Genomic DNA, 20566 nt, shown 5'->3' with positions numbered 1-20566 from the left:
CACCTGGCAAGTCCCCTGCAAGTCCCCCCACTTCAGCCCCTCGTATGCACGACCCGAACAGATCGAACAGATCCGAAAGGCGGTGGGAGCTGTGCGGCTCTCACGAAGAGGCCTGCTCCGTGCGGGCCTGGCCGGTACGGCCGCCACGGCGCTCGGCGGCCTGGCGTCCGGCTGCGCCGTACCGACCGGTTCCACCGGCCGGAACATGGTCCTGTGGTACTGGGACGGCGGCCTCGGCGACACGGTCGTCAAGAACGCCAAGGCGCGTTACGACAGTACGGTCGACCTCCAGGCGATCAAGATCGGCGGCTACTACCGGTCGAAGCTGATCACCACGATGGCCGGCCGGGCCCACATCCCCGACATCGCCGGCCTCAAGGGCGAGGACATGGCGTCCTACCTGCCCAACTCCGACCAGTTCGTGGACCTCAGGACACTCGGCGCGGACAAGTACAAGAGCCAGTACCTGACCTGGAAGTGGGAGCAGGGCATCGCCGACGACGGCACGATGGTCGGCTTCCCGATCGACTGCGGTCCGGTGGCGCACTTCTACCAGTACGCCGTGTTCCGCAAGGCCGGGCTGCCGTACGAACCGGCCGACGTCTCCAAGGAGTTGAACACCTGGGAGAAGTTCTTCGCGGCGGGCGAGCAGCTCCGGAAGCGGATCCCGGGCAGCTCGCTGGTCACCGACGTCAACAGCATCTTCGAGAACGTGGTGAACCAGGGCAGCAAGCGGTACGTCGACAAGGACCGTCACTTCATCGGCGGCGAGGAGCATGTGCGCCAGGCCTGGGCACTCGCCGTGGAGGCCAAGCAGCGCAAGATCGTCTCCAATCTGGTGAGCGGCACTCCGGACCAGCTCTCGGCGGTGGAGGACGGCAAGTTGCCCAGTCAGCTGGGTGCTTCCTGGGCCACCAGTGACCTCAAGACCGGGGTGCCGAAGACCAAGGGCAGGTGGCGGGTCGCCGACATGCCGGTACGGCCGGCCAACAACGGCGGTTCGTTCCTGTCGATCACCAAGGCGTGCCGCGAGCCCGAAGAGGCCTTCCGGATCATCACCTGGATGATGAACGCGGCCAACCAGGCCCAGGGCTTCGTGGACGCGGGACTGTTCCCGTCCACCCCCGCCTCGTACGGCCTCAAGACGCTGCGCGCACCGGACCCGTTCTTCGGCGGGCAGGACACGATGGACATCTTCGGACCCGCCGCGCAGAAGATCACGGTCGCCTACAACAGCCCGTTCGACATCGCGCTCGGGCAGCCCCTCAAGGATGAGATCAAGAATGTCGGTGTCCTCGGCAAGGACCCCAAGAAGGCCTGGAGTGACGCCATGAGCAAGTGCCGGCGCATCGCGGACCACCTGGGGGTGAGCTACTGATGGCCACCGCACTCGACAAGCCCCCGACCACCGTGGGCAGTTCGTCCGCCTCCGCGCAGCCCAAGAGCGGCTTCCGCAAGTACTGGCATCTGTATGCCGCGATCTCCCCGTTCTATCTGCTGTTCCTCTGCTTCGGGCTGATCCCCGTCGGGTTCTCGTTCTACCTCTCCCTGCACCGCTGGGACGGCCTCGGCTCGATGGAGTGGGCGGGTCTGTCGCAGTACAAGTACCTGCTGAGCGACACCGACTTCTGGAACTCGATCGGCAACACCCTGATCATCTGGGCGCTGGCGACGTTCCCCATGATCTTCCTGGCGATGATCACGGCCGTGATGCTCAACTCGGCGGTCCGCTTCAAGAACGTGTACCGCTTCGCCTACTTCCTCCCGAACGTCACCTCGGTGGTGGCGATCGCGATCGTCTTCGGCTCGGTGTTCTCCACCAACTTCGGCCTGGTGAACGCCCTGTTGCAGGCCGTGGGGATCGACCAGATCGCATGGCTGAACACCCCGTGGGGCATCAAGATCGCGATCGCGACCCTGATGACCTGGCAGTGGACCGGCTACAACGCGATCATCTTCCTCGCCGGCCTGCAGACCATCCCGAGCGAACTGTACGAAGCGGCCCGGATGGACGGCGCTGGACCGGTCCAGACGTTCTTCCGGATCACACTGCCGATGCTGCGCCCGGTACTGCTGTTCGTGCTCGTCATCTCGACGGTCACCGGTCTGCAGAGCTTCTCCGAACCACAGGTGCTGCTCCAGAACACCTCCAACGACTCGACGTTCGCGGGCGGCCCGGGCCACTCCGGCCAGACGATGGTCCTGTACTTCTTCCAACAGACCTTCGACAACAACGACTTCGGTTACGGCGCCGCCGTGGCCTGGGGCATCTTCCTCGTCGTCATCATCTTCTCCATCGTCAACTGGCGCCTGGTGCAGCGCCGGGGCGAAGACTAGGGAGCCGGTCACCATGGCATTCTTCCAAGGCACACGGCGACCGAAGGGCATCCGGGGCGACCGGAGCCGCGGCATCGCACTCCATGTCTCCCTGATCCTGGGCGTGTTGCTCTCGGCCTTCCCGTTCTACTGGGCCGTGATCATGTCGACGCACACCTCGTCGGAGATCTTCTCCTACCCGCCGAAGCTGCTGCCGGGCACGCACTTCCTGGAGAACGTGCGCAGCCTCTTCGACAACATCGACTTCTTCGGGTCGATGTTCAACTCGGTACTCGTGGCGGGGTCGGTGACCTTCCTGGTCCTGCTCTTCGACTCGCTGGCCGCGTTCGTCTTCGCCAAGTTCCAGTTCCCCGGCAAGAACGTGCTGTTCGCGCTGCTGATGGTCATCTTCATGGTGCCGGCGCAGCTCGCGGCCATCCCGCAGTTCGTGATCATGGCGAAGCTCGGCTGGATCGGCTCGATGACGGCGCTGATCGTGCCTGCGGCGGCCAACGCGTTCGGTATCTTCTGGATGCGCCAGTACATGAAGAGCGCGATCCACGACGAACTCCTCGACGCCTCCCGCATCGACGGCGCGAGCTTCCTGCGCCAGTACTGGCACGTGGCGCTCCCGGTGGTCCGGCCGGGCCTCGCCTTCCTCGGCATCTTCACCTTCATGGGCCAGTGGAACGACTACGCCTGGCCCCTGATCGCCCTCACCAACCCGGACAACGTCACGCTCCAGGTCGCGCTGTCCCAGCTCAACGGCACCCACGGCACCACCGACTACGGAATGGTCATGACCGGCGCGCTCCTCGCCCTCGTCCCCCTGCTGATCGTGTTCGCGGTCGGCGCCAAGCAGATCATCGGCGACCTCGGCAAGGGAGCCATCCGCTGATGACCGACCCGCTGCTCGCGCTCCGCCCCTGGGAGTCACCCGAGGTGACCTCCTGGGGGCGGTTGCCCATGTCCGCCGTCGACCGCCGCGCCGGTGCGCGTTCCCTCGACGGCGACTGGCGCTTCCAGCTGCTGCCCGCGCCCGACGCTCCTCTGGCGGAGGCCTGGTCGTCCGCACACGTGCCGGGCGTATGGACCATGCAGGATACGGACGACCTTCCGCAGTACACGAACGTCCGTATGCCGTATGCAGAATTCCCTCCGCTGTCGCCGGTCGACAATCCGACGGGTGTCTACGAGCGTGAGGTGGACGTCCCGGCCGACTGGGCCGGGCGGCGGATCGTGCTCCAGGTCGGTGCCGCCGAGAGCGTGCTGCTCGTGCACGTGGACGGGCGGCCCGTCGGCATCTCCAAGGACTCCCACCTCGCCGCCGAGTTCGACCTCTCGCACGTCGTACGTCCCGGCGGGCGGGCCACCGTACGGCTGACCGTGGTCAAGTGGTCGGACGCCTCGCACATCGAGGACCAGGACCAGTGGTGGCACGGGGGCATCACCCGGTCGGTGCTGCTGTACGCGACCGATCCGCTGTATCTCGCGGACGTCACCGTGCGGGCGTCCTACGACGGCGAGCTGCGGGTCGACTGCCAGGTGCGGGACGCGGGCGGCGCGCTGCCCGCCGGGTGGTACGTCAGCGGTGATCTCGACGGTCAACTCCTCACCCAGGACGAGGAGTTCGACCGCTTCAACATGGAGGACGACCGGGTCTCCGACTTCCTCGGCGAGGCCCGGATGCGCGCCGGCGTCCCCGAGGTCCGCACCTGGAACGCCGAGACGCCCGAGTTGTACGGCCTCACCATCCGGCTGCACCGCGCCGACGGGACGGTCGCCGACTCGTCGTACCGGCGCATCGGATTCCGTGACGTGGAGATCGTCGGGCGGGACCTGCTCGTCAACGGCGAGCGCGTGTTCGTCCGGGGCGTCAACCGGCACGACTTCCATCCGCTGACCGGCCGCACGGTGTCGTACGACGACATGAGCGCGGACCTGGTGCTGCTCAAACGGTTCGGCTTCAACGCGGTCCGCACCTCGCACTACCCGAACGACCCGGCGCTCTACGACCTCGCCGACGAGCTCGGCTTCTACGTCGTCGACGAGGCGGACATCGAGTCGCACGACCACGCGCACGAGATCGCGGACGACCCGCGCTATCTGAACGCGTTCGTGGACCGGATGTCGCGGATGGTGCTGCGCGACAAGAACCACCCCTCGGTGATCATCTGGTCCCTGGGCAACGAGTCCGACTACGGCGCCAACCACGACGCGGCGGCCGGCTGGGTCCGGCGCCACGACCCGACTAGACCGGTCCAATACGAGGGCGCGGCCAAGCGCGGCTGGGCCGACCCGGACCTCGCCTCCGACATCGCGTGTCCGATGTACGCGCCGCTGGAGGACTGTGTCGCGCACGCGCTGTCCGGTGAGCAGACCAAGCCGTTGATCCAGTGCGAGTACTCCCACGCCATGGGCAACAGCAACGGAACCCTCGCGGACCACTGGGCTGCCATCGAGTCAACCCCAGGTCTTCAGGGCGGCTTCATCTGGGAGTTCTGGGACCACGGAATCCTGCAGCGTGTGAGCGACGGAAGACCCACCGGCCGCGCGGGCGCCGGACTGTATGACAACGGTGTCGCCGCGCCCGGTCAACGCTGGGCGTACGGCGGTGACTTCGGCGAGCCGATCCACGACGGCGCGTTCATCGCCGACGGCGTGGTGTTTCCCGACCGCACGCCCAAGCCTGTCATGTTCGAGCACCGGGAGATCGCGGCGCCGGTGCGCATCGAGTGTCTCCGGCACGAGGGCATCGTCCTCGGCAACCACCAGCACTTCCGCGGCTTCGAATGGCTCGCCGCCACCTGGGAGTTGGCGCTCGCGGACGGCCGTACGCTGACCGCTCCGGCCGAACTGCCCGCCCTGTGCCCGGGTGAGACGGTGGCCGTACCGCTGCCGTTCGACCTGCCGGAGGACGGCGGCGAGGCCTGGCTGACGCTGCGCGTGACGACGGCCGAGGACCAGGCATGGGCGCCGCGCGGCACGGACGTGTGCGCACCCCAGGTACGACTGCGGGCGGCGACTCCCATGGCACCGCCTGTGGTTGGCGGCGGCAGGGTCGAGGTCGACGGCGAGGGCCTCTTGCTCCACCCGCTGTTGACGGTCGCCCCGACACTGTCCCTGTGGCGGGCGCCCACCGACAACGACGAGTTGGGCGGCATGGCGGCGCGCTGGCGGACCTGGGGGCTCGACTCGCTGGTCCGCAAGATCGTCTCGGTACGGCGTGACGGCGATCGTGTGACGACGGTCGCGGAGTACGCCGGGGCCGTCGGTGTGGTCCGGCACTGTCAGGTGTTCACGCCGGTGGAGGGCGGGGTCAGGGTCGAGGAATCGGCCCAGCTGCCCGAGGAGTTCGTCGATGTGGCCCGGGTGGGCACCGTGTTCGAGACGGTGCCGGGGCTCGATCTGCTGGAGTGGTTCGGCCGGGGTCCCTGGGAGTCGTACCCCGACCGCAGCACGGGCGCACCCGTGGGCCACCACTCGGTCCCCGTCGACGAGTTGTTCACCCCGTATCTGCGGCCGCAGGAGAGCGGCGGGCGGCACGGGGTACGGCGGTTCACGCTGTCGGCACCGGACGCCACCGGTCTCGCGGTCGACCTCGACGAGCCCCGCCAGGTCTCGGTGACCCGCCATCGCGCCGCGGACCTGGCCGCCGTACGGCATCACGACGAGCTGGTGCCGCGCGCGTCCTGCGTGGTGCAACTCGACGCGGCGCACCGGGGGTTGGGCACGGCTTCGTGCGGCCCCGACACCACACCGCAGTACCTCGTCGCACCGGGTGTCCATCGCTGGAGCTGGACCCTGCGCGTTCTCTGAACTCCCCAGTTCTCAGCAGCTTTCACGAGCACTCACCCTGTACGGAGCACACGTGTGTACTTCCCATGACCACGAGCAAGAGCAGTGCGAGAGCGCCCAGGCCGGTGCCGGGCGCCGCAACTTCCTGCGGGCGACCGCGCTGCTCGGTGCCGCCGCCACTGCCGGTGTCGCGCTGCCGGGCGCCGCCCAGGCGGCCCCGGACTCGGCGTCCACGAAGGCGAGTTGGCGGCCCGACACCGAGAGCCGCCGCTTCACGCTCGCCGTGATGCCGGACACCCAGTACCTCTTCGACGGGCCGAGCATCGACAAGGCACCGATCGAGGCCTCGCTGCGCTATCTCCTGGAGCACGGCAAGGACGACAACATCGTCTTCCTGTCCCACCTGGGCGACCTGACGCAGAACGGGGCCGTGCCCGAATTCGCCGCCATCGGGGAGGCCTTCAGGCTGCTGGACCGGCGGGGCGTCGGCTACAGCGTGCTGGCCGGCAACCACGACATCAAGTCGTCGACCGACGACCAGCGCGGCGCGTCGCCCTACCTGGACGCCTTCGGCCCGCAGCGCTTCACGAGCAAGTCCACGTTCGGCGGGGCCTCTTCGGACGGGTACAACACGTACCACCTGTTCAAGGCGGCCGGGCGCCAGTGGCTGGTGCTGGCGCTGGACTGGCGGCTGTCGGCGAAGGGCTACGCCTGGGCGAAGGACGTCATCGCGCAGCACCCGAAGACACCGGTCATCCTCACCACGCACGAACTGGTCGTGGACGACGACACGTTGTCGGACTACGGGCAGCAGCTGTGGGACCGGCTGATCGCCGACCACGACCAGATCTTCCTGACCCTGAACGGCCACTACTGGCCGGCCCGCCGGGCAACGCGCAAGAACGCGGCGGGGAATGACGTCCACCTTCACCTGACGAACTATCAGAACCGTTACTTCGGCGGCGCGGCGATGATCCGCCTCTACCACTTCGACCTGGACCGCGACGTCATCGACGTCGAGACGGTGTCGCCGTGGATCCTGGGCCGGGCCGCGAAGGGCCTCAACGAGCTGGAGCGGCAGGAGATCGAACTCAGCGGCGACGCCGACCGGTTCTCCGTCGGCATCGACTTCGCTGACCGCTTCGCGGGCTTCGACCCGGTGCCGGTCCGCGCGGCGCGCCCCGCGTCGAGGATGCTGATCCCGGGCACGGCCGCCTACTGGCGCTTCGAGTCCCCGGTGTCCGGAAGCGTCCGTGACCTGTCCGGCCGCGGCAACGACCTCACCGTGGTCTCCGTGAACGGCGGCACCCTCGGCTGGTCGGCCGACCACCACCCGGACCAACCGGGCCACGGCAGCCTGGAGTTCACGGGCTACAAGTCCCCGCTGAAGGGCGCGTACCTGCGGACCGTCGACGGCGCGCCGCTCAACTCGGCGACGTTCAGGGACGGTTACACCATCGAGGCGTTCTACTGGCTGCCGGCCGACTGGGACGCCTCGCACAACGCCTGGGCCGGTCTGGTCAGCCGCACGGGCCGCAACGGCTCCGTCGGCACGGTGACGGACGACCCCGACGAACCGCTGGCGACCCTGTCGCTGTCCGACGGGCCGGGCCCGCAGTGGGCCGTACACCCCCTGAACCAGCAGCAGTTGGCCACCAACTGGGGTGACGAGACGGACCCCGAGATCTGGTGGCACCTCGCCGTCGTCAACGACGGACGGCACACCACGATGTACGTCCAGGGTTGCCCGGTGGCCCGCAACCCGCATGCCCCCGCGATCGGCATCGCATCCTCCGGGCAGCCCTGGCTGCTCGGCGGCTACGAGTACGCGGACAAGATCGACCAGATCCTGCACGGCCGCCTCGGCGATGTCCGGATCGTCTCCCGGGCGCTGCCCGTGACCTCCTTCATGACCCACTGACAGCCCTCCAGAGGACTCACACCGATCATGACCGAGCAGCAGCTGCCCTCCTGGGCCGACCCGTCCGTCTCCCCCGCCGACCTCGACGCGCAGGGCGTTTCCCGACGCCAACTCCTGCGCCGCGCGGGCCTGTTCGGCGCCGCGTTCACCCTCGGCGCGGGCCCGCTCGCCACCTCCGCGTCGGCGACCGGGCGGGGCTACGGCGGCAACGACCCGCGCCTCGCCTACCTCGTCGGCGACCACCACGTGCACTCCGTGTACAGCCACGACGCGAAGTACACGTTCTCCCAGCAGGCGAAGGCCGCCGCCGAGTACGGCCTCGACTGGATGGTGTTCAACGAGCACTCCAACTTCGGACACGCCTCCTACGGCGCCGAGTTGGAGCACGCCGAGATCCTCAAGGCGCGTGCCGCGAACCCCCGCCAGCTGATCTTCCAGGGCCTGGAGTGGTACATCCCGGCCGCCGAGCACTGCACGGTGTTCGCCGCGCCCGGCCGGCACGAGGTGGATCTGCTCACGCAGTTCGAACTCGCCTACGACGGCAAGCTGTTGGGCTACACCGAGGGCTCGGCCGGGGCGACGGACACGGCCCGCAACGAGGCCCACGCGGTGAAGGCCGTCAAGTGGCTGGCGGAGCAGCGCCGTTCGGGCTACGTCGACGACGTCCTCGTCCTCGCCAACCACCCGCTGCGCCTGGGCATCGACTCCCCGCACGAGTTGCGCGCCTGGCGGGACGCTGCCCCCGAGATCATGATCGGCATGGAGGGCGCACCCGGCGCCCAGGGCGCGGCCCTGCCCGGCTGGCGCGGTGCCACGTCGATCCGCGGCGAGTACGAGAACAAGCCGTCGGCGCAGTCCTGGCCGGGCTATCCGGCGGACGCGTATGTGACGTACGGCGGTTTCGACTGGGCGACGGCGACCGTCGGCGGCCTGTGGGACGCGATGCTGGCCGAGGGCCGGCTGTTCTCGATCACCACCAACTCCGACAACCACCGTACGGTCTACGACACTTGGGCCAACGGTGCCTGGCCCGCCGGGCAGAACTTCGACAACACCGGCAAGCTCCCCGACCCGGTGCAGACCGACTCCCCGCAGCCCGGCAGCGACTTCTGGCCCGGCGAGTTCAGCCGCACCCATGTGGGCGTGACCCGCTACGGCTACCGCGAGGTGATGGCGGGGATGCGCGCGGGCCGGGTCTGGGTGGACCACGGTCATCTGCTGGACGGGCTCGACGTCCGCCTGAAGCGTGACTGCGACCACGGTCAGGGTGTCACCCTGGGCGGCCGGCTGCGCGTCCGCGAGGGCGACCGGCTCACGCTGAACATCACCGTGACGACCGCGTCGCGGCCCAACGCCCAGGGAATCCTGCCCGAGTTGGCGCACGTGGACGTGATCCGGGGCGCGGTGCGCGGTGCGGTGTCCGACCGGGACGTGTGGCGGGCGCCGGACACGAAGGTCGTCCGTACGGCGGAGGTCGGCGGCCGCAAGGGGACGTACACCCTGCGCGTCCCGGTGACCGCCGCGGACGAGTCCTTCTACCTGCGGCTGCGCGGCAGCGACGGCAAGCGAAACGGCGCCGGCTACCTCGGCGCCTCGGTCGACCCGCACGGCCCGATCCCCCACGAGCCCGGAAACGGTGACCCGTGGGCCGACACATGGTTCTATTCCAACCCCATCTTCGTCGACCTGGCAGGTATCTGATGAAGCGTCAACTCACTGTCCTCGCTGGCTTATTGGGTGCTCTCACACTCGGCGTGAGCAGCTCCTCGGCGGCGGCCGCCACCTCCTGGGCGGAGACCGGCACGGCGTACACCGGCAGCCTCGGCGCCGGTGAGGGCGTCGCCAGTCAGGCGGACGGCTCGCTGCTGTACCGCGGGCTGGCGTCCATCCCGCTGGATCTGCGCGTCCAGGGCTGGAACCACATCGGCGACCCGGACATCGCGAACGGCTACATCTTCGACGCCTACCAGGGCGCCGACACGGCCACGTCCAAGATGTTCGCGGTCACCACGCCGTCGGGGACTCGGTACTCGTACGTCCACACGCTCGACTCGGGCGAGAAGATCAACAACTCGTTCGACGCGATCTCGCCCGACACACAGTGGATGGTGTCGGGCGAGTGGGGCGACCAGTCCAGACTCCAGGTCTTCCCCACGCCCCTGCTCAACCCGTCGACTCCGGCGACGGGCGGGGCGCTGCCGCAGGCCGGGCAGATCACCCTGGACAAGACGGTGAACGACATCCAGGGCTGCGACTTCGTGACGGACACCCGCCTGGTGTGTGTCTCGGACGACGCGTCGGGGACCAAGTTCCCCGAGATCCGCCCGCTCCTCCAGGTCGACCTGCCCCACAAGCTGGACGGCCGGCCGATCACCGGCACGGTCACCAGCCTGTTCGCACTGCCCGAACGCAGCATCTGCACGGGTACGTTCGAGGCCGAGGGCATCGACTACGACGTGAACAGCGGCACGCTGCGCGCCGAGGTCGTCCAGCCGGGCGTGTGCCAGGTGTCGACGAGCGTCTACTCGTACAAACAGCAGTAGACAAACGGCGGTAGACAAACGGCGGTCGGCAATCGGCAATCGACCGTCACTCAGTCGGCAGTCGGGAGTAGCCGCCGGTCAGGCGTAGAACCGCGAGAGACTCTGCAGGACGGCGGCGGGCTTCGGCCCGTCGTCGATCTCGATGGTCCCGTCGACGGCGACCTGTACCCCGCCGGGCACGTCCTCCACCGAGGCCAGCTTCGCGACGAGCCGGATCCGCGACCCCACCTTGACCGGTGCGGGGAAACGCACCTTGTTCAGGCCGTAGTTGACCTTCGTCGACACGCCCTCGACGTCCAACAGCTCGGTGAAGAGCGGGATGAAGAGGGAGAGGGTCAGATAGCCGTGCGCGATGGGCGCACCGAAGGGGCCTGCCGCGGCCTTCTCGGGGTCGACGTGGATCCACTGGTGGTCGCCGGTCGCGTCGGCGAAGGTGTTGATGCGTTCCTGGGTGACCTCGATCCACTCGCTGGTGCCGAGGTCGCTGCCCGCGAGCTTCTTGAGTTCGTCGAGGCCGTTCACGGTGATGCTCATAAGTAGCCTGTTCCTTAAGGGAGTTACTGATCGCCGAAGCGCTTGCGCACCCGGGACTTGAGGAGCTTTCCGGAGGCGGTGCGCGGGAGTTCGTCCGCGACCACCATCGACTTGGGGATCTTGTACTTGGCGAGCCGGCCGACCAGCGACGCGAGCACCTCGTCGGGGTCCGGCGAGGCACCCTCACGCGGCACGACGACCGCGCGCGGCACCTCGCCCCACTTGTCGTCCGCGACCCCGATGACCGCGCACTCGACGATGTCAGGGTGGGCGAGGAGGAGGTCCTCGATCTCGGCGGGGTAGATGTTCTCTCCACCGGAGATGATCATGTCCTTCATGCGGTCGACGATGTAGACGTACCCGTCCTCGTCGGTCCGTGCCGCGTCCCCGCTGCGGAACCAGCCGTCGGCGAAGACCGCGGCCGTCTCCTCGGGCAACCCCCAATAGCCGGGCATGACATGGGGCCCGCGCACCACGACCTCGCCGGTCTCGCCGACGTCGGCGGGGGTGAGGTCGGGCCGTACGACCCGTACGTCGCTGAAGAAGTGCGGCACGCCCGCCGAACCCGCCTTGCTCACCGCGTGTTCGGCGTCCAGGAACAGCGTCCCGGGCGCGGCCTCCGTCATGCCGTAGCCCTGGAGGAAGGTCAGCCCGCGTTCCTGGTAGGCGGCGATCAGCGGGGACGGGACCGGGGAGCCGCCGCAGGTCAGGATGCGCAGCGAGGAGAGGTCGGCGTCGGCCCAGCGAGGGTGCCGGACCAGCTGGTCGAACATCGTCGGGACCCCGAACATGAAGGTGATCCCGTGCTGTTCGATGAGGTCGAAGGTGGCCGCCGGGTCGAAGGCCTCCACCAGGACACAGGTGCCGCCCTTGAGCAGGACCGGCAGGGTGAGCATGTTCAGGCCTGCCGTGTGGAACAAGGGGGCGGAGACCAGGGCGCGTTCGTCGGCGATCAGGTCGGTGTCGACGAGGACGTTGATCGCGTTCCAGGCCAGGTTGCCGTGGGTGAGCATGGCGCCCTTGGGGCGGCCCGTCGTGCCCGAGGTGTACATGATGATGCAGGTGTCGTCGGCCGTGACGGGCTCGTCGATCGGGTCGTCGGACGCCGCGCCGAGCAACTCCTCATATTCTGGGCCGACTTCGAGGTACGTGCGGACGTCGGTGCTGCCCGGGAGTCCGGCGACGAGGCCGGCGTGCGTCGGGCCGTAGACGAGGATCTTGGCGCCGGAGTCGGTGAGTTGGTGGGCGATCTCGGGGCCGGCGAGGCGGGTGTTGAGGGGGACGAAGACCGCGCCCAGGATGCCGGCCGCGAACAGGGTCTCCAGGTAGGAGGGGTGGTTGGGGCCGAGGTAGGCGATGCGGTCGCCGCGGCGGACGCCTCGGGCGCGCAGGGCGTGGGCGAGGCGGGTGGTTCGTGTATGCAATGTGCCGTAGTCCATCGACGAGCCGTTGCCGGGCATCGGCGGACCACTGTGGTCTGTCGACCGTCCACTGCCGACCGTCGATCCGCTGCCGACCGTCGACGATCCACCGCGGCCCGCCGACAGCCCATCGTCGACCGTCGACGAACTACCGGCGCCCGTCGGCCCTCCGCTGCCGTCCGTCGGCGGAATACCGCGTCCCGCCGACGATCCCGTCGACGCCCCACCGCCGACCGTGGACAGTCCGCCGTAGACCAGAGCCGTGCGGTGCGGGGTCTTGCGGGCCCGGCGTGCGGGCCAGGACCCCAGTCCCTCGTTGCGCATCCGGTGCCCCTTACGTCAGTCCGAGCAGGCGGGCGGCGTTCTCCTTGAGGATCTTCGGCTTGACCTCGTCCTTGATCGGCAGCTTCTCGAAGTCGGCGAGCCAGCGGTCCGGGGTGAGGACGGGGTAGTCGGAGCCGAAGAGAACCTTGTCCTTGAGCAGGGTGTTGGCGTACTGCACCAGCTGCGGCGGGAAGTACTTCGGGGACCAGCCGGACAGGTCGATGTGCACGCCCGGCTTGTGCGTGGCGACGGCGAGGGCCTCGTCCTGCCAGGGGAAGGACGGATGCGCCAGGATGATCTTGAGATCCGGGAAGTCGGCGGCCACGTCGTCGACATGGAGAGGGTTGCTGTACTTCAGGCGGATGCCGCCGCCCCCCGGCACTCCCGCGCCGATGCCCGTCTGGCCAGTGTGGAAAAGGGCGATGGTGCCCGTCTCCTCGATGACCTCGTACAGGTCGTAGGCCACGGACCGGTCGTTGGGGAAGAAGCCCTGGATGTTGGGGTGGAACTTGAAGCCCTTGACCCCGTACTCCTCGACCAGGCGACGGGCCTGCTTCACCCCCGCTCGGCCCCGGAACGGGTCGATGGAGGCGAAGGGGATCAGGACGTCCGGGTTGGCGGCGGCGGCCTCGGCGACCTCCTCGTTCGGGACGGGCTCGGTGCCGGTCGCGGACTCGGCGTCGACCGTGAAGATCACCGCGGCCATCTTCCGCTCGCGGTAGTACGCGGCGGTCTCCTCCAGGGTCGGCTTCCGCTTCCCCTCGACCTTGAAGTAGGCGGAGGAGGCGTCGTGCAGATCGTCGTCCAGGGAGGAGTGCCCCTTGGAGGACACCTCCGCGTGGGTGTGGACGTCGATCGCGACGAGTCCACCAACGTCCATACCCGTGTCGGTACCGATGTCCATCACGCCTCCGGCAGCTTCGGTGCGGGGATGCCGACCGACTGGAGTTCGGCGCCGACCGAGGTGGGGAAGGCGTCGGCCAGGGTGTCAGGGGTCCAGCCGCCGTCGGCGTAGGCCGCGCTGATCTCCTGCGGGTGGGACCAGAGTGCCACCTTGTCGCCGCCGATGCCGATGGCCTGGCCGGTGATGCCGCGCGCGGCCTCGGAGGCGAGGTAGGGCACGAGGGCGGCGCAGTCCTCGGGGGTGCCGAAGCCCTCGCCCTTGCGGAGGAAGTCGGGCAGCGGGTCGCCGTTCTTCATGGCCTCGATGTACGGGGCGAACGCGGGGATCGTCTCGGTCATCGCGGTCGCGGCGACCGGCACGATCGCGTTGACGGTGATGCCCGCGCGGCCCAGCTCCATCGACCAGGTACGGGCGAAGGCGGCGATGCCGGCCTTGGCGGCGGAGTAGTTCGTCTGGCCGAAGTTGCCGCGCTGGCCGGCCGGCGAGCCGACCAGGATCAGGCTGCCGCCCTCGCCCTGCTCACGCATCCGTACGGCGGCGGCGCGAGCGCAGGTGAAGGTGCCCTTGAGGTGGGTGGTGATCACCGCGTCGAAGTCCTCGTCGGTCATCTTCCACAGCACCTTGTCGCGCAGGATGCCGGCGTTGGTGACCAGGATGTCGAGCCGCCCGAACTCCTCGACGGCACGGTTCACCAGCCGCTCGGCGGCCTCCGTCGTACCGACCGGGACCACCTCGGCGACGGCGGTGCCGCCCGCCTCGGCGATCGACTTCACGGCCTGTTCGGCCACCGCCTCGTCGATGTCGTTGACGACCACGGACGCGCCGTGGGCGGCCAGGGCGTGCGCGTAGGCGAGGCCGAGGCCCCGGCCACTGCCGGTGACGACGGCGACCTTGCCGGTCAGATCGATGCTGGGCACGAGCGGTCCCTTCACAAGACGAGGCTGCGGTACGACACACCGGGACCGTGACTGCGAAGTCCCCGAAGTCCGCGAGGACTGCGAGCGGCACCGGTGCGGCTACGAGATCGAAGCTAAGAGCAATAATTGTTGACGTCAATAGTTGTTGCCGATGGACCATGTGCGTCAGACTGGACCCGGACCACCGCACGCCCCGCCCGGGGCCTCGACCCAGGGAGCCCGCCATCGCCCGTCAGCCGCACGCCGCGAATCCCCCGATCGACGCGCACGAGCCGTGGATGCGCGGGCTGCACGCGGACACGGGCTACCTCATGTACCGGCTGGGCCTGCGCTCCGGCCAGCTCTTCAACACGTTCCTCCAGGAGTCGGGCCTGCGCTTGCGCCACTACGCGCTGCTCCGCTTCCTGGCCACGTCCGAGGGCGCCCTCCAGCGCGAACTGAGCACCCGGCTCGGCTACGACCCGAGCGCGATCGTCGGCCTGGTGGACGACCTGGAGAAGCTGGGATTCGCCGAGCGCCGCCCTTCCCCCGACGACCGGCGCAGCCGCATCGTGGTCCTGACGGCGGACGGCCGCGGCTTCCTGCGCGACACCGACGAGGCGGGCCTGCGCGTCACGAACGAACTGCTGGACCCGCTCGACGCGACCGAGCGCGAGACCCTGCACACCCTGCTCCAACGGGTCGCCGAGGACGGACTGACCTGACACCGGACGGAGGCCCGGCCATGACCACCACCCGGTCCACTACGACCACCGGTTCCGCTGCGACCACTGGGCACGCGGCCGCCGCACGGCCGGCGACGATCCCCCGGTCGGCGGCGCCCGTCGCGCGGTCCGCGCCCGACCGGCTGCTGGCCGTGCTCGCCGCCTTCGACCACGCGCACACGGCCCTGTCCCTGTCCGACATCAGCCGCCGCGCCGGCCTCACCCTGACCACCGCCCACCGCCTCGCGGGCGCCCTCACCGAGTGGGGTGCGCTGGAGCGGGACGCGTCGGGCGCGTACCACGTAGGCCTACGGCTGTGGGAGATCGCGGCGCTCGCGCCTCGCGGCCTCGCCCTGCGCCAACTCGCCCTGCCCTACCTGGAGGACCTGTACGAATCGACGCACGAGAACGTGCAGTTGGCGGTGCGGGACGGCGCGGAGGTCGTCTACACCGAGTGGATCTCGGGCCGTTCGGCGGTCGGCGTGCACATCCGCGTGGGCGCCCGCTGGCCTCTCCACGCCACGGGTGTGGGCCTCACCCTGCTGGCCCACAGCGACCCCGACTTCCAAGAGGCCTACTGCGCCGGCCCGTTGGCGTCCTTCACGCCATACACGATCACCGATCCGGTACGACTGCGCCGGGTGCTGGCCGAAGTCCGGCGCTCCGGCGTCGCGGTGAGTACCCGTCAGATCACCGACGACGCGCTGTCGGTGGCCGCTCCGGTGCGCGGACCGGACGGTGCGGTGGTCGCCGCCGTATCGGTGGTCGTGCCTCAAGTCGACGCGCAGGTACCGGCGTTGATCCCGGCGGTGCGGCTCGCGGCGCGTGGGATATCCCGGGCCTTGGGGTGGCGGCCGGAGGCGTGACGAAGCCCGCAGGAGGTCGCGGACACGCGTCCAGCACCGACGCCCGCCCCCACCCGCCTCACCCGGGCAACCCCGCCAGCATCCGCCGATCCCGAGGTGCCGCCTTCCGGTCCAACCGTGCGTCCAGCAACCGTCGTGCCGCGTCGCACCGCCCCGCCGACACAAGCGCGTACAGCAACGTCTCCTCGACGACCTCGCGTTGGGCCGCGCTGCCGCCCACCTTGCGCAGCACCGGCAGCAACGCGTCGAGGCCGTGGGCCGCTTCGTGGAAGCGGTGTTCGACGAGGGCGGCGAAGGCGTCGCAGAGCGGGGCGATGACCTCGCGCTGCACCGGGTCGGCGCCCGCCGCGTGGTCGCGCAGGCGGCGGAGGGCCGGGAGGTCTCCGGCCGCCGTCAGAGCCACCGCCGCGTGCAGGGCCGTGAACGCCGTCGCCGGTCGCTCCAGCACCTCGCAGGCCACGGTGTCCAGGACGTCCGAAGTGGGCAGCTCCCCCTGCCAGTTGCCGCTGAGCCGGGCTCGCCACAGCAGTGATCCCGAGTCCACCAGCGCGCGCACCCCGGTCACCCGCCCGGGGGCCAACTGGGCGAACCAGCGCTTGCGTACGGCGGCCGGGTCGTCCAACGCGAGTTCGTGCAGGGCGATGTGCCAGGAGAAGTGGGCCCGGTGGACGGCGCCCCGGCCCTGTCCGGACACCCAGCCGTCCAGCCAGTCACGGCCCGCCTCGTGGGCGCCGGACTCGTAGTGGACGTGGGCCAGCGCGTGCACGGCGTGACCGGACGCGGGCTCGACTCCCAGGGCGCGGTGGGCGAGTTCACCCGCCTCGTGCAGCCGGCCCTGCTCCTGGCGGAGGAACGCGAGCAGCGAGGTGTGGAACCAGTGCCCGTCGTAGGCGGGGGACGTCCGCTCCACGAGCCGTAGCGCGTAGTCGTCGTCCAGGTCGGTGACCCCGGAGAAGGCGATGGTGGGGACGGCGGCGGCGAGGGCGAGCGCGTCGGCGGGGTGGGTGTCGAGGTGGCGTATCAACGCGCGGTCGCCGTCGGCGGATTGGACCCGGCGCGTGATCACGTCCACGAAGGAGCGTTCGCGTTCGTCGGCGCGTTCGTGCGCGCAACGCTGGGCGTCCGCGAGCGCCCGGGGTACGTCGACAGCGGCTCCGCACTCGTGGCCGAGCAGGGCCAACGCCGCGTGTCCCAGGGCGAATCCGGGGTCGAGGGCGACCGCGCGGGCGAAGGCGTCCTCGGCTCCGGCGCGGACCTTGAGGACCCGGTCGAGCCCGTTGCGGTACGCGGTGGCGGCCTCGGCGTGGGTCGACAGCGGAAGTCCGAGTCCGTCGACGGGCCTGCGGCGGGCGGCGCGGCGGGCCGGTGTCACCAGCAGCTGCTGGGCAAGCGCGGCCGCCTGGACGCGGATCTCGGGGATCGCGGTGGTCTCCCACAACTCGCCGCGCCTCGGGGCGCCGAGCGTGAACAGCGGTCGTGAGGAACGGCCTTGGGCATCGAGAAGGCGTCCGTCGCGGGTGGCGACGCCCATGCCGAGCGGTCCGGGCACTGCCGTCCCGGTCTCGAACAGCCCACGCCACAGCGGGTCTTCGATCCGCTGCCCGGGTCCCGTGCAGTCGATCACCCAACCCACGTGCAGGGTACGGCCGTTGGCGAGCGTGACCACCAACTGGCCGTCGCACTCCGCCACGTCGGTGATCGCGCCCGCGTGCACGTGGAGGCGGCGTGCGGTGCGGGCCCGGGTGACCGACTCGGCGGTGGTGGGTGCCATGCGGTGGCGGTGGGTGTTCCAGAGGGCGCCTTCGTGGGCGAGGAACTCCCCGCGTTCTTCGGGGGTGAGGCTGCGCCAGAGTCGCGCGGTGTGCGGGCGCAGGCTGTCGAGGGCGGGGCGCCAGTCGCCGTGGGTGCGGACCGAGCGGCTGACGTGCCGGTAGACGGTTCGGCGCAGTGCGTTCAGTGTCAGGTCGCGGGGCCAGCTCGGCGCCTCCATCGCGCCGGCCGGTCCCAACGCGTGGGGCTGGGGCAGGAGTCCGCTGCGGGAGACGGCGTGGACCGTGCGCTCGGAACGGTCCAAGGTGAGGGCGAGGTCCACGGCAGTGAGGCCGGTGCCAACGAGGAGGATGTCGGCGGTGTCCTCGTGCACGGCGTCCAACGCACCGGGTTTCCAGGGCGAGTTGACGAAGCGCAGCGAGGTACGCAGCGCGGGCGGGGCCCAGCCGGCCGTAGGAGCGGCGGGGCCCGTGGCCAGGACCGCGCTGTCGGCGGTGAGGAGTCCCCCGTCGGCGAGGTGGAGTACCACCGGGCCCTCGGGGGTGCCGGTACAGCTCTCGGCGCGGGTGCGCAGCCGTCGTACGGAGACCGTGCCGTGGGAGCGGACGACGGCCTGGGCGAGGGTGTCGGCGAGGTAGGCGCCGTAACGGTAGCGGGTGGCGAAGTCGGTGCCACTGACGGTGGGTTCGCCGTGGCGGCAGAGCCAGCGGGTGAAGTGGCCGGGGTCGTCGGGGTAGCAACTCATGCCGCCCGCCGGGACGTTGAGCCGGTGGCGTGGATCGGGTGTCGCGTAGGCGGTGCCGCGGCCGGCTTCCGGGGCCGGGTCGACCAGCACCAGGTCGAGCGGGGTCCGGCGGCGGGTGGCGGTCTCGCACAGCTGGACGGCGGTCAGGGTGCCTGCCGCGCCCGCTCCGACGATCGCCACGGTGGGCCGCTTGCGGACTTCGGTCACGAATACCTCCGGCGTGGTCTGCCGCGGAGCCGCCGAAACGGAACTCCGCCTTCAGTTCCTTTCTCACTATTCCGACCGGACAGGTGGGGAAGCCATGGCGGGACGGGGATCTCACCGGATACTCAGGGCACCGGTCGGCGCCTTCATACTCTGTTCACACTCGGGAACCGTCCGGCAACCGTGGTTTCAGGACTTCTTTCAGGCTCTCTTCACAGGAATCTCAGGTGGAGCCCCTGGGATTCAAAGATTCAACCCATGGAAGTGGCGCAGGATGCAACGGCACTGGTGATCTCGTCGCGTACGGCCAGGGGGTGTGCGCGACATGCGGAGGAAGGCCTGCCGTGGGCGTGTCGCACATATCCAACCGGTCCGAGAAGCAGTCGGAGAGGTGGTCCCGTCGTGGGGTCCTCACCGTGCTCGGGGTGGTGCCGGCCGCCGTCCTGACGGGCTGCAGCGATTCGGCGGGCGCCGCGGAGAGCTCGTCGTCCGGCGGTTCGTCGGCGACGGCGTCCGTGAAGGCCGCGAAGGCGCCGACCGTCACGGTCCTGCCCGCCGACGGCACCAAGAAGGCCGATTTCACCTCCCCGGTGACGGTCACCGTGGCCGACGGCACGCTCGCCGCGGTGAAGGTGACCGGCAACGACGGCTCCACGCTGGCGGGCACCTTCAACGACACCAAAACGAAGTGGACGTCGGCGAAGAACCCGTACTCGGGCACGAAGTACACGGTCGCGGCGCAGGCGCAGGGCGCCGCCGCGAAGACGGTGACCTTCACCACGAAGTCGCCCGGCGAGACCTTCGTCGGCTACTTCACCCCCGAGGCGAACTCCACCTCCGGCGTCGGCATGCCCGTGTCGATCAACTTCACGCACGCGGTCACGGACCGGGCCGCCGTCCAGAAGGCGATCACGGTCACCGCCGAACCCGCCGTCGAGGTCGTCGGCCACTGGTTCAGCGACACCCGGCTCGACTTCCGCCCCGAGACGTACTGGGCGGCCGGCACGAAGATCACGCTCAGCCTGCGCCTGAAGGACGTCGAGGGCCAGGACGGCATCTACGGCGTCCAGTCCAAGGACGTCACCTTCGACATCGGCCGCGAGCAGATCAGCACGGTCGACCTGTCCAGCAAGGAGATGGTCGTCAAGCGCGACGGCAAGACCCTCGCCACCTACCCGGTCAGCGGCGGCAACGCCCAGCACACCACCTGGTCCGGGATCATGGTGATCAGCGAGCGGTTCAAGCAGACCCGCATGGAGTCCTCGACGGTCGGCCTCGGCGACGAGTACGACATCTCCGACGTCCCGCACGCCCAGCGCCTCACCACCTCCGGCACCTTCGTGCACGGCAACTACTGGGCGTCCACCTCGGTGTTCGGCAGTGAGAACACCAGCCACGGCTGCGTCGGCCTGCACGACGCGAAGGGCGCGAACGACACGTCGGTGGCGGGCTACAAGTTCTACGACAGTTCGATGCTCGGCGACGTCGTCATCGTGAAGAACTCCGGCGAGAAGACCGTGGCGGCGGACAACGGCCTCAACGGCTGGAACCTGTCATGGGCGGACTGGAAGGCGGGGAGCGCGGTCTAGGCCTGCCACC

15 protein-coding genes are annotated in these 20566 nt (G+C 69.6%); 10 read left to right on the top strand and 5 right to left on the bottom strand.

Going from position 1 to position 20566, the window contains the following annotated elements; genetic code table 11:
• Positions 1-91 precede the first annotated feature (91 nt).
• From AC31A1_RS09005 to AC31A1_RS08975, 7 genes are read left to right on the top strand one after another with little or no spacing between them, the layout of a single operon-like run.
• Complete coding sequence (locus tag AC31A1_RS09005) at positions 92-1378, top strand: ABC transporter substrate-binding protein (RefSeq protein WP_489652729.1); 1287 nt, start codon at positions 92-94, stop codon at positions 1376-1378.
• On the top strand, positions 1378-2337 hold the full coding sequence (locus AC31A1_RS09000; RefSeq protein ID WP_489652727.1) for a carbohydrate ABC transporter permease: 960 nt from the start codon (positions 1378-1380) through the stop codon (positions 2335-2337). Before AC31A1_RS09005 ends, AC31A1_RS09000 begins: the two co-directional genes overlap by 1 nt.
• Positions 2338-2350: 13 nt before the next feature.
• Positions 2351-3214 (top strand): carbohydrate ABC transporter permease, encoded by an 864-nt coding sequence (locus AC31A1_RS08995; protein WP_489652726.1) that lies wholly within the window; start codon positions 2351-2353, stop codon positions 3212-3214.
• The gene (locus AC31A1_RS08990) at positions 3214-6135 is read left to right on the top strand and encodes a glycoside hydrolase family 2 TIM barrel-domain containing protein (RefSeq protein WP_489652725.1); all 2922 of its coding nucleotides are present in this window, start codon (positions 3214-3216) and stop codon (positions 6133-6135) included. The genes AC31A1_RS08995 and AC31A1_RS08990 overlap by 1 nt, the downstream gene beginning before the upstream one ends.
• A gap of 52 nt (positions 6136-6187) precedes the next feature.
• A complete protein-coding gene (locus AC31A1_RS08985; protein WP_489652724.1) occupies positions 6188-8035 on the top strand; it encodes a LamG-like jellyroll fold domain-containing protein in 1848 nt (615 codons plus the stop codon).
• Positions 8036-8062: 27 nt separating this feature from the next.
• Positions 8063-9736, top strand: coding sequence for a PHP domain-containing protein (locus AC31A1_RS08980; RefSeq protein WP_489652723.1), 1674 nt, complete (start codon positions 8063-8065; stop codon positions 9734-9736).
• A complete protein-coding gene (locus AC31A1_RS08975) occupies positions 9736-10578 on the top strand; it encodes a hypothetical protein (protein ID WP_489652722.1) in 843 nt (280 codons plus the stop codon). Before AC31A1_RS08980 ends, AC31A1_RS08975 begins: the two co-directional genes overlap by 1 nt.
• A gap of 78 nt (positions 10579-10656) precedes the next feature.
• Here AC31A1_RS08975 and AC31A1_RS08970 read toward each other — a convergent pair whose 3' ends face one another.
• From AC31A1_RS08970 to AC31A1_RS08955, 4 genes are read right to left on the bottom strand one after another with little or no spacing between them, the layout of a single operon-like run.
• A complete protein-coding gene (locus AC31A1_RS08970) occupies positions 10657-11112 on the bottom strand; it encodes a MaoC family dehydratase (RefSeq protein ID WP_489652721.1) in 456 nt (151 codons plus the stop codon).
• A gap of 23 nt (positions 11113-11135) precedes the next feature.
• On the bottom strand, positions 11136-12857 hold the full coding sequence (locus AC31A1_RS08965; RefSeq protein ID WP_489652720.1) for an acyl-CoA synthetase: 1722 nt from the start codon (positions 12855-12857) through the stop codon (positions 11136-11138).
• 10 nt (positions 12858-12867) lie between these two features.
• A complete protein-coding gene (locus AC31A1_RS08960; RefSeq protein ID WP_489652728.1) occupies positions 12868-13737 on the bottom strand; it encodes an amidohydrolase family protein in 870 nt (289 codons plus the stop codon).
• A gap of 23 nt (positions 13738-13760) precedes the next feature.
• Positions 13761-14678, bottom strand: a complete 918-nt coding sequence (locus tag AC31A1_RS08955) for an SDR family NAD(P)-dependent oxidoreductase (RefSeq protein WP_393757730.1) — start codon at positions 14676-14678, stop codon at positions 13761-13763.
• A gap of 278 nt (positions 14679-14956) precedes the next feature.
• Here AC31A1_RS08955 and AC31A1_RS08950 point away from each other — a divergent pair, with 278 nt between their 5' ends.
• A complete protein-coding gene (locus AC31A1_RS08950) occupies positions 14957-15382 on the top strand; it encodes a MarR family winged helix-turn-helix transcriptional regulator (RefSeq protein WP_365298256.1) in 426 nt (141 codons plus the stop codon).
• A 20-nt stretch (positions 15383-15402) separates the two neighbouring features.
• Positions 15403-16248, top strand: a complete 846-nt coding sequence (locus AC31A1_RS08945) for an IclR family transcriptional regulator (protein ID WP_489652719.1) — start codon at positions 15403-15405, stop codon at positions 16246-16248.
• Positions 16249-16306: 58 nt separating this feature from the next.
• On the opposite strand, the gene AC31A1_RS08940 is transcribed toward AC31A1_RS08945, so the two are convergent.
• On the bottom strand, positions 16307-18970 hold the full coding sequence (locus AC31A1_RS08940) for an FAD/NAD(P)-binding protein (protein ID WP_489652718.1): 2664 nt from the start codon (positions 18968-18970) through the stop codon (positions 16307-16309).
• 341 nt (positions 18971-19311) lie between these two features.
• Here AC31A1_RS08940 and AC31A1_RS08935 point away from each other — a divergent pair, with 341 nt between their 5' ends.
• Entirely contained in the window at positions 19312-20556 is a 1245-nt protein-coding gene (locus AC31A1_RS08935) for a L,D-transpeptidase (protein WP_489652717.1), read from the top strand.
• Positions 20557-20566 lie beyond the last annotated feature (10 nt).

The sequence above is a fragment of the Streptomyces sp. P5F9 genome (genome assembly GCF_057961495.1).
This window is presented reverse-complemented; position numbering and strand designations above follow the sequence as displayed.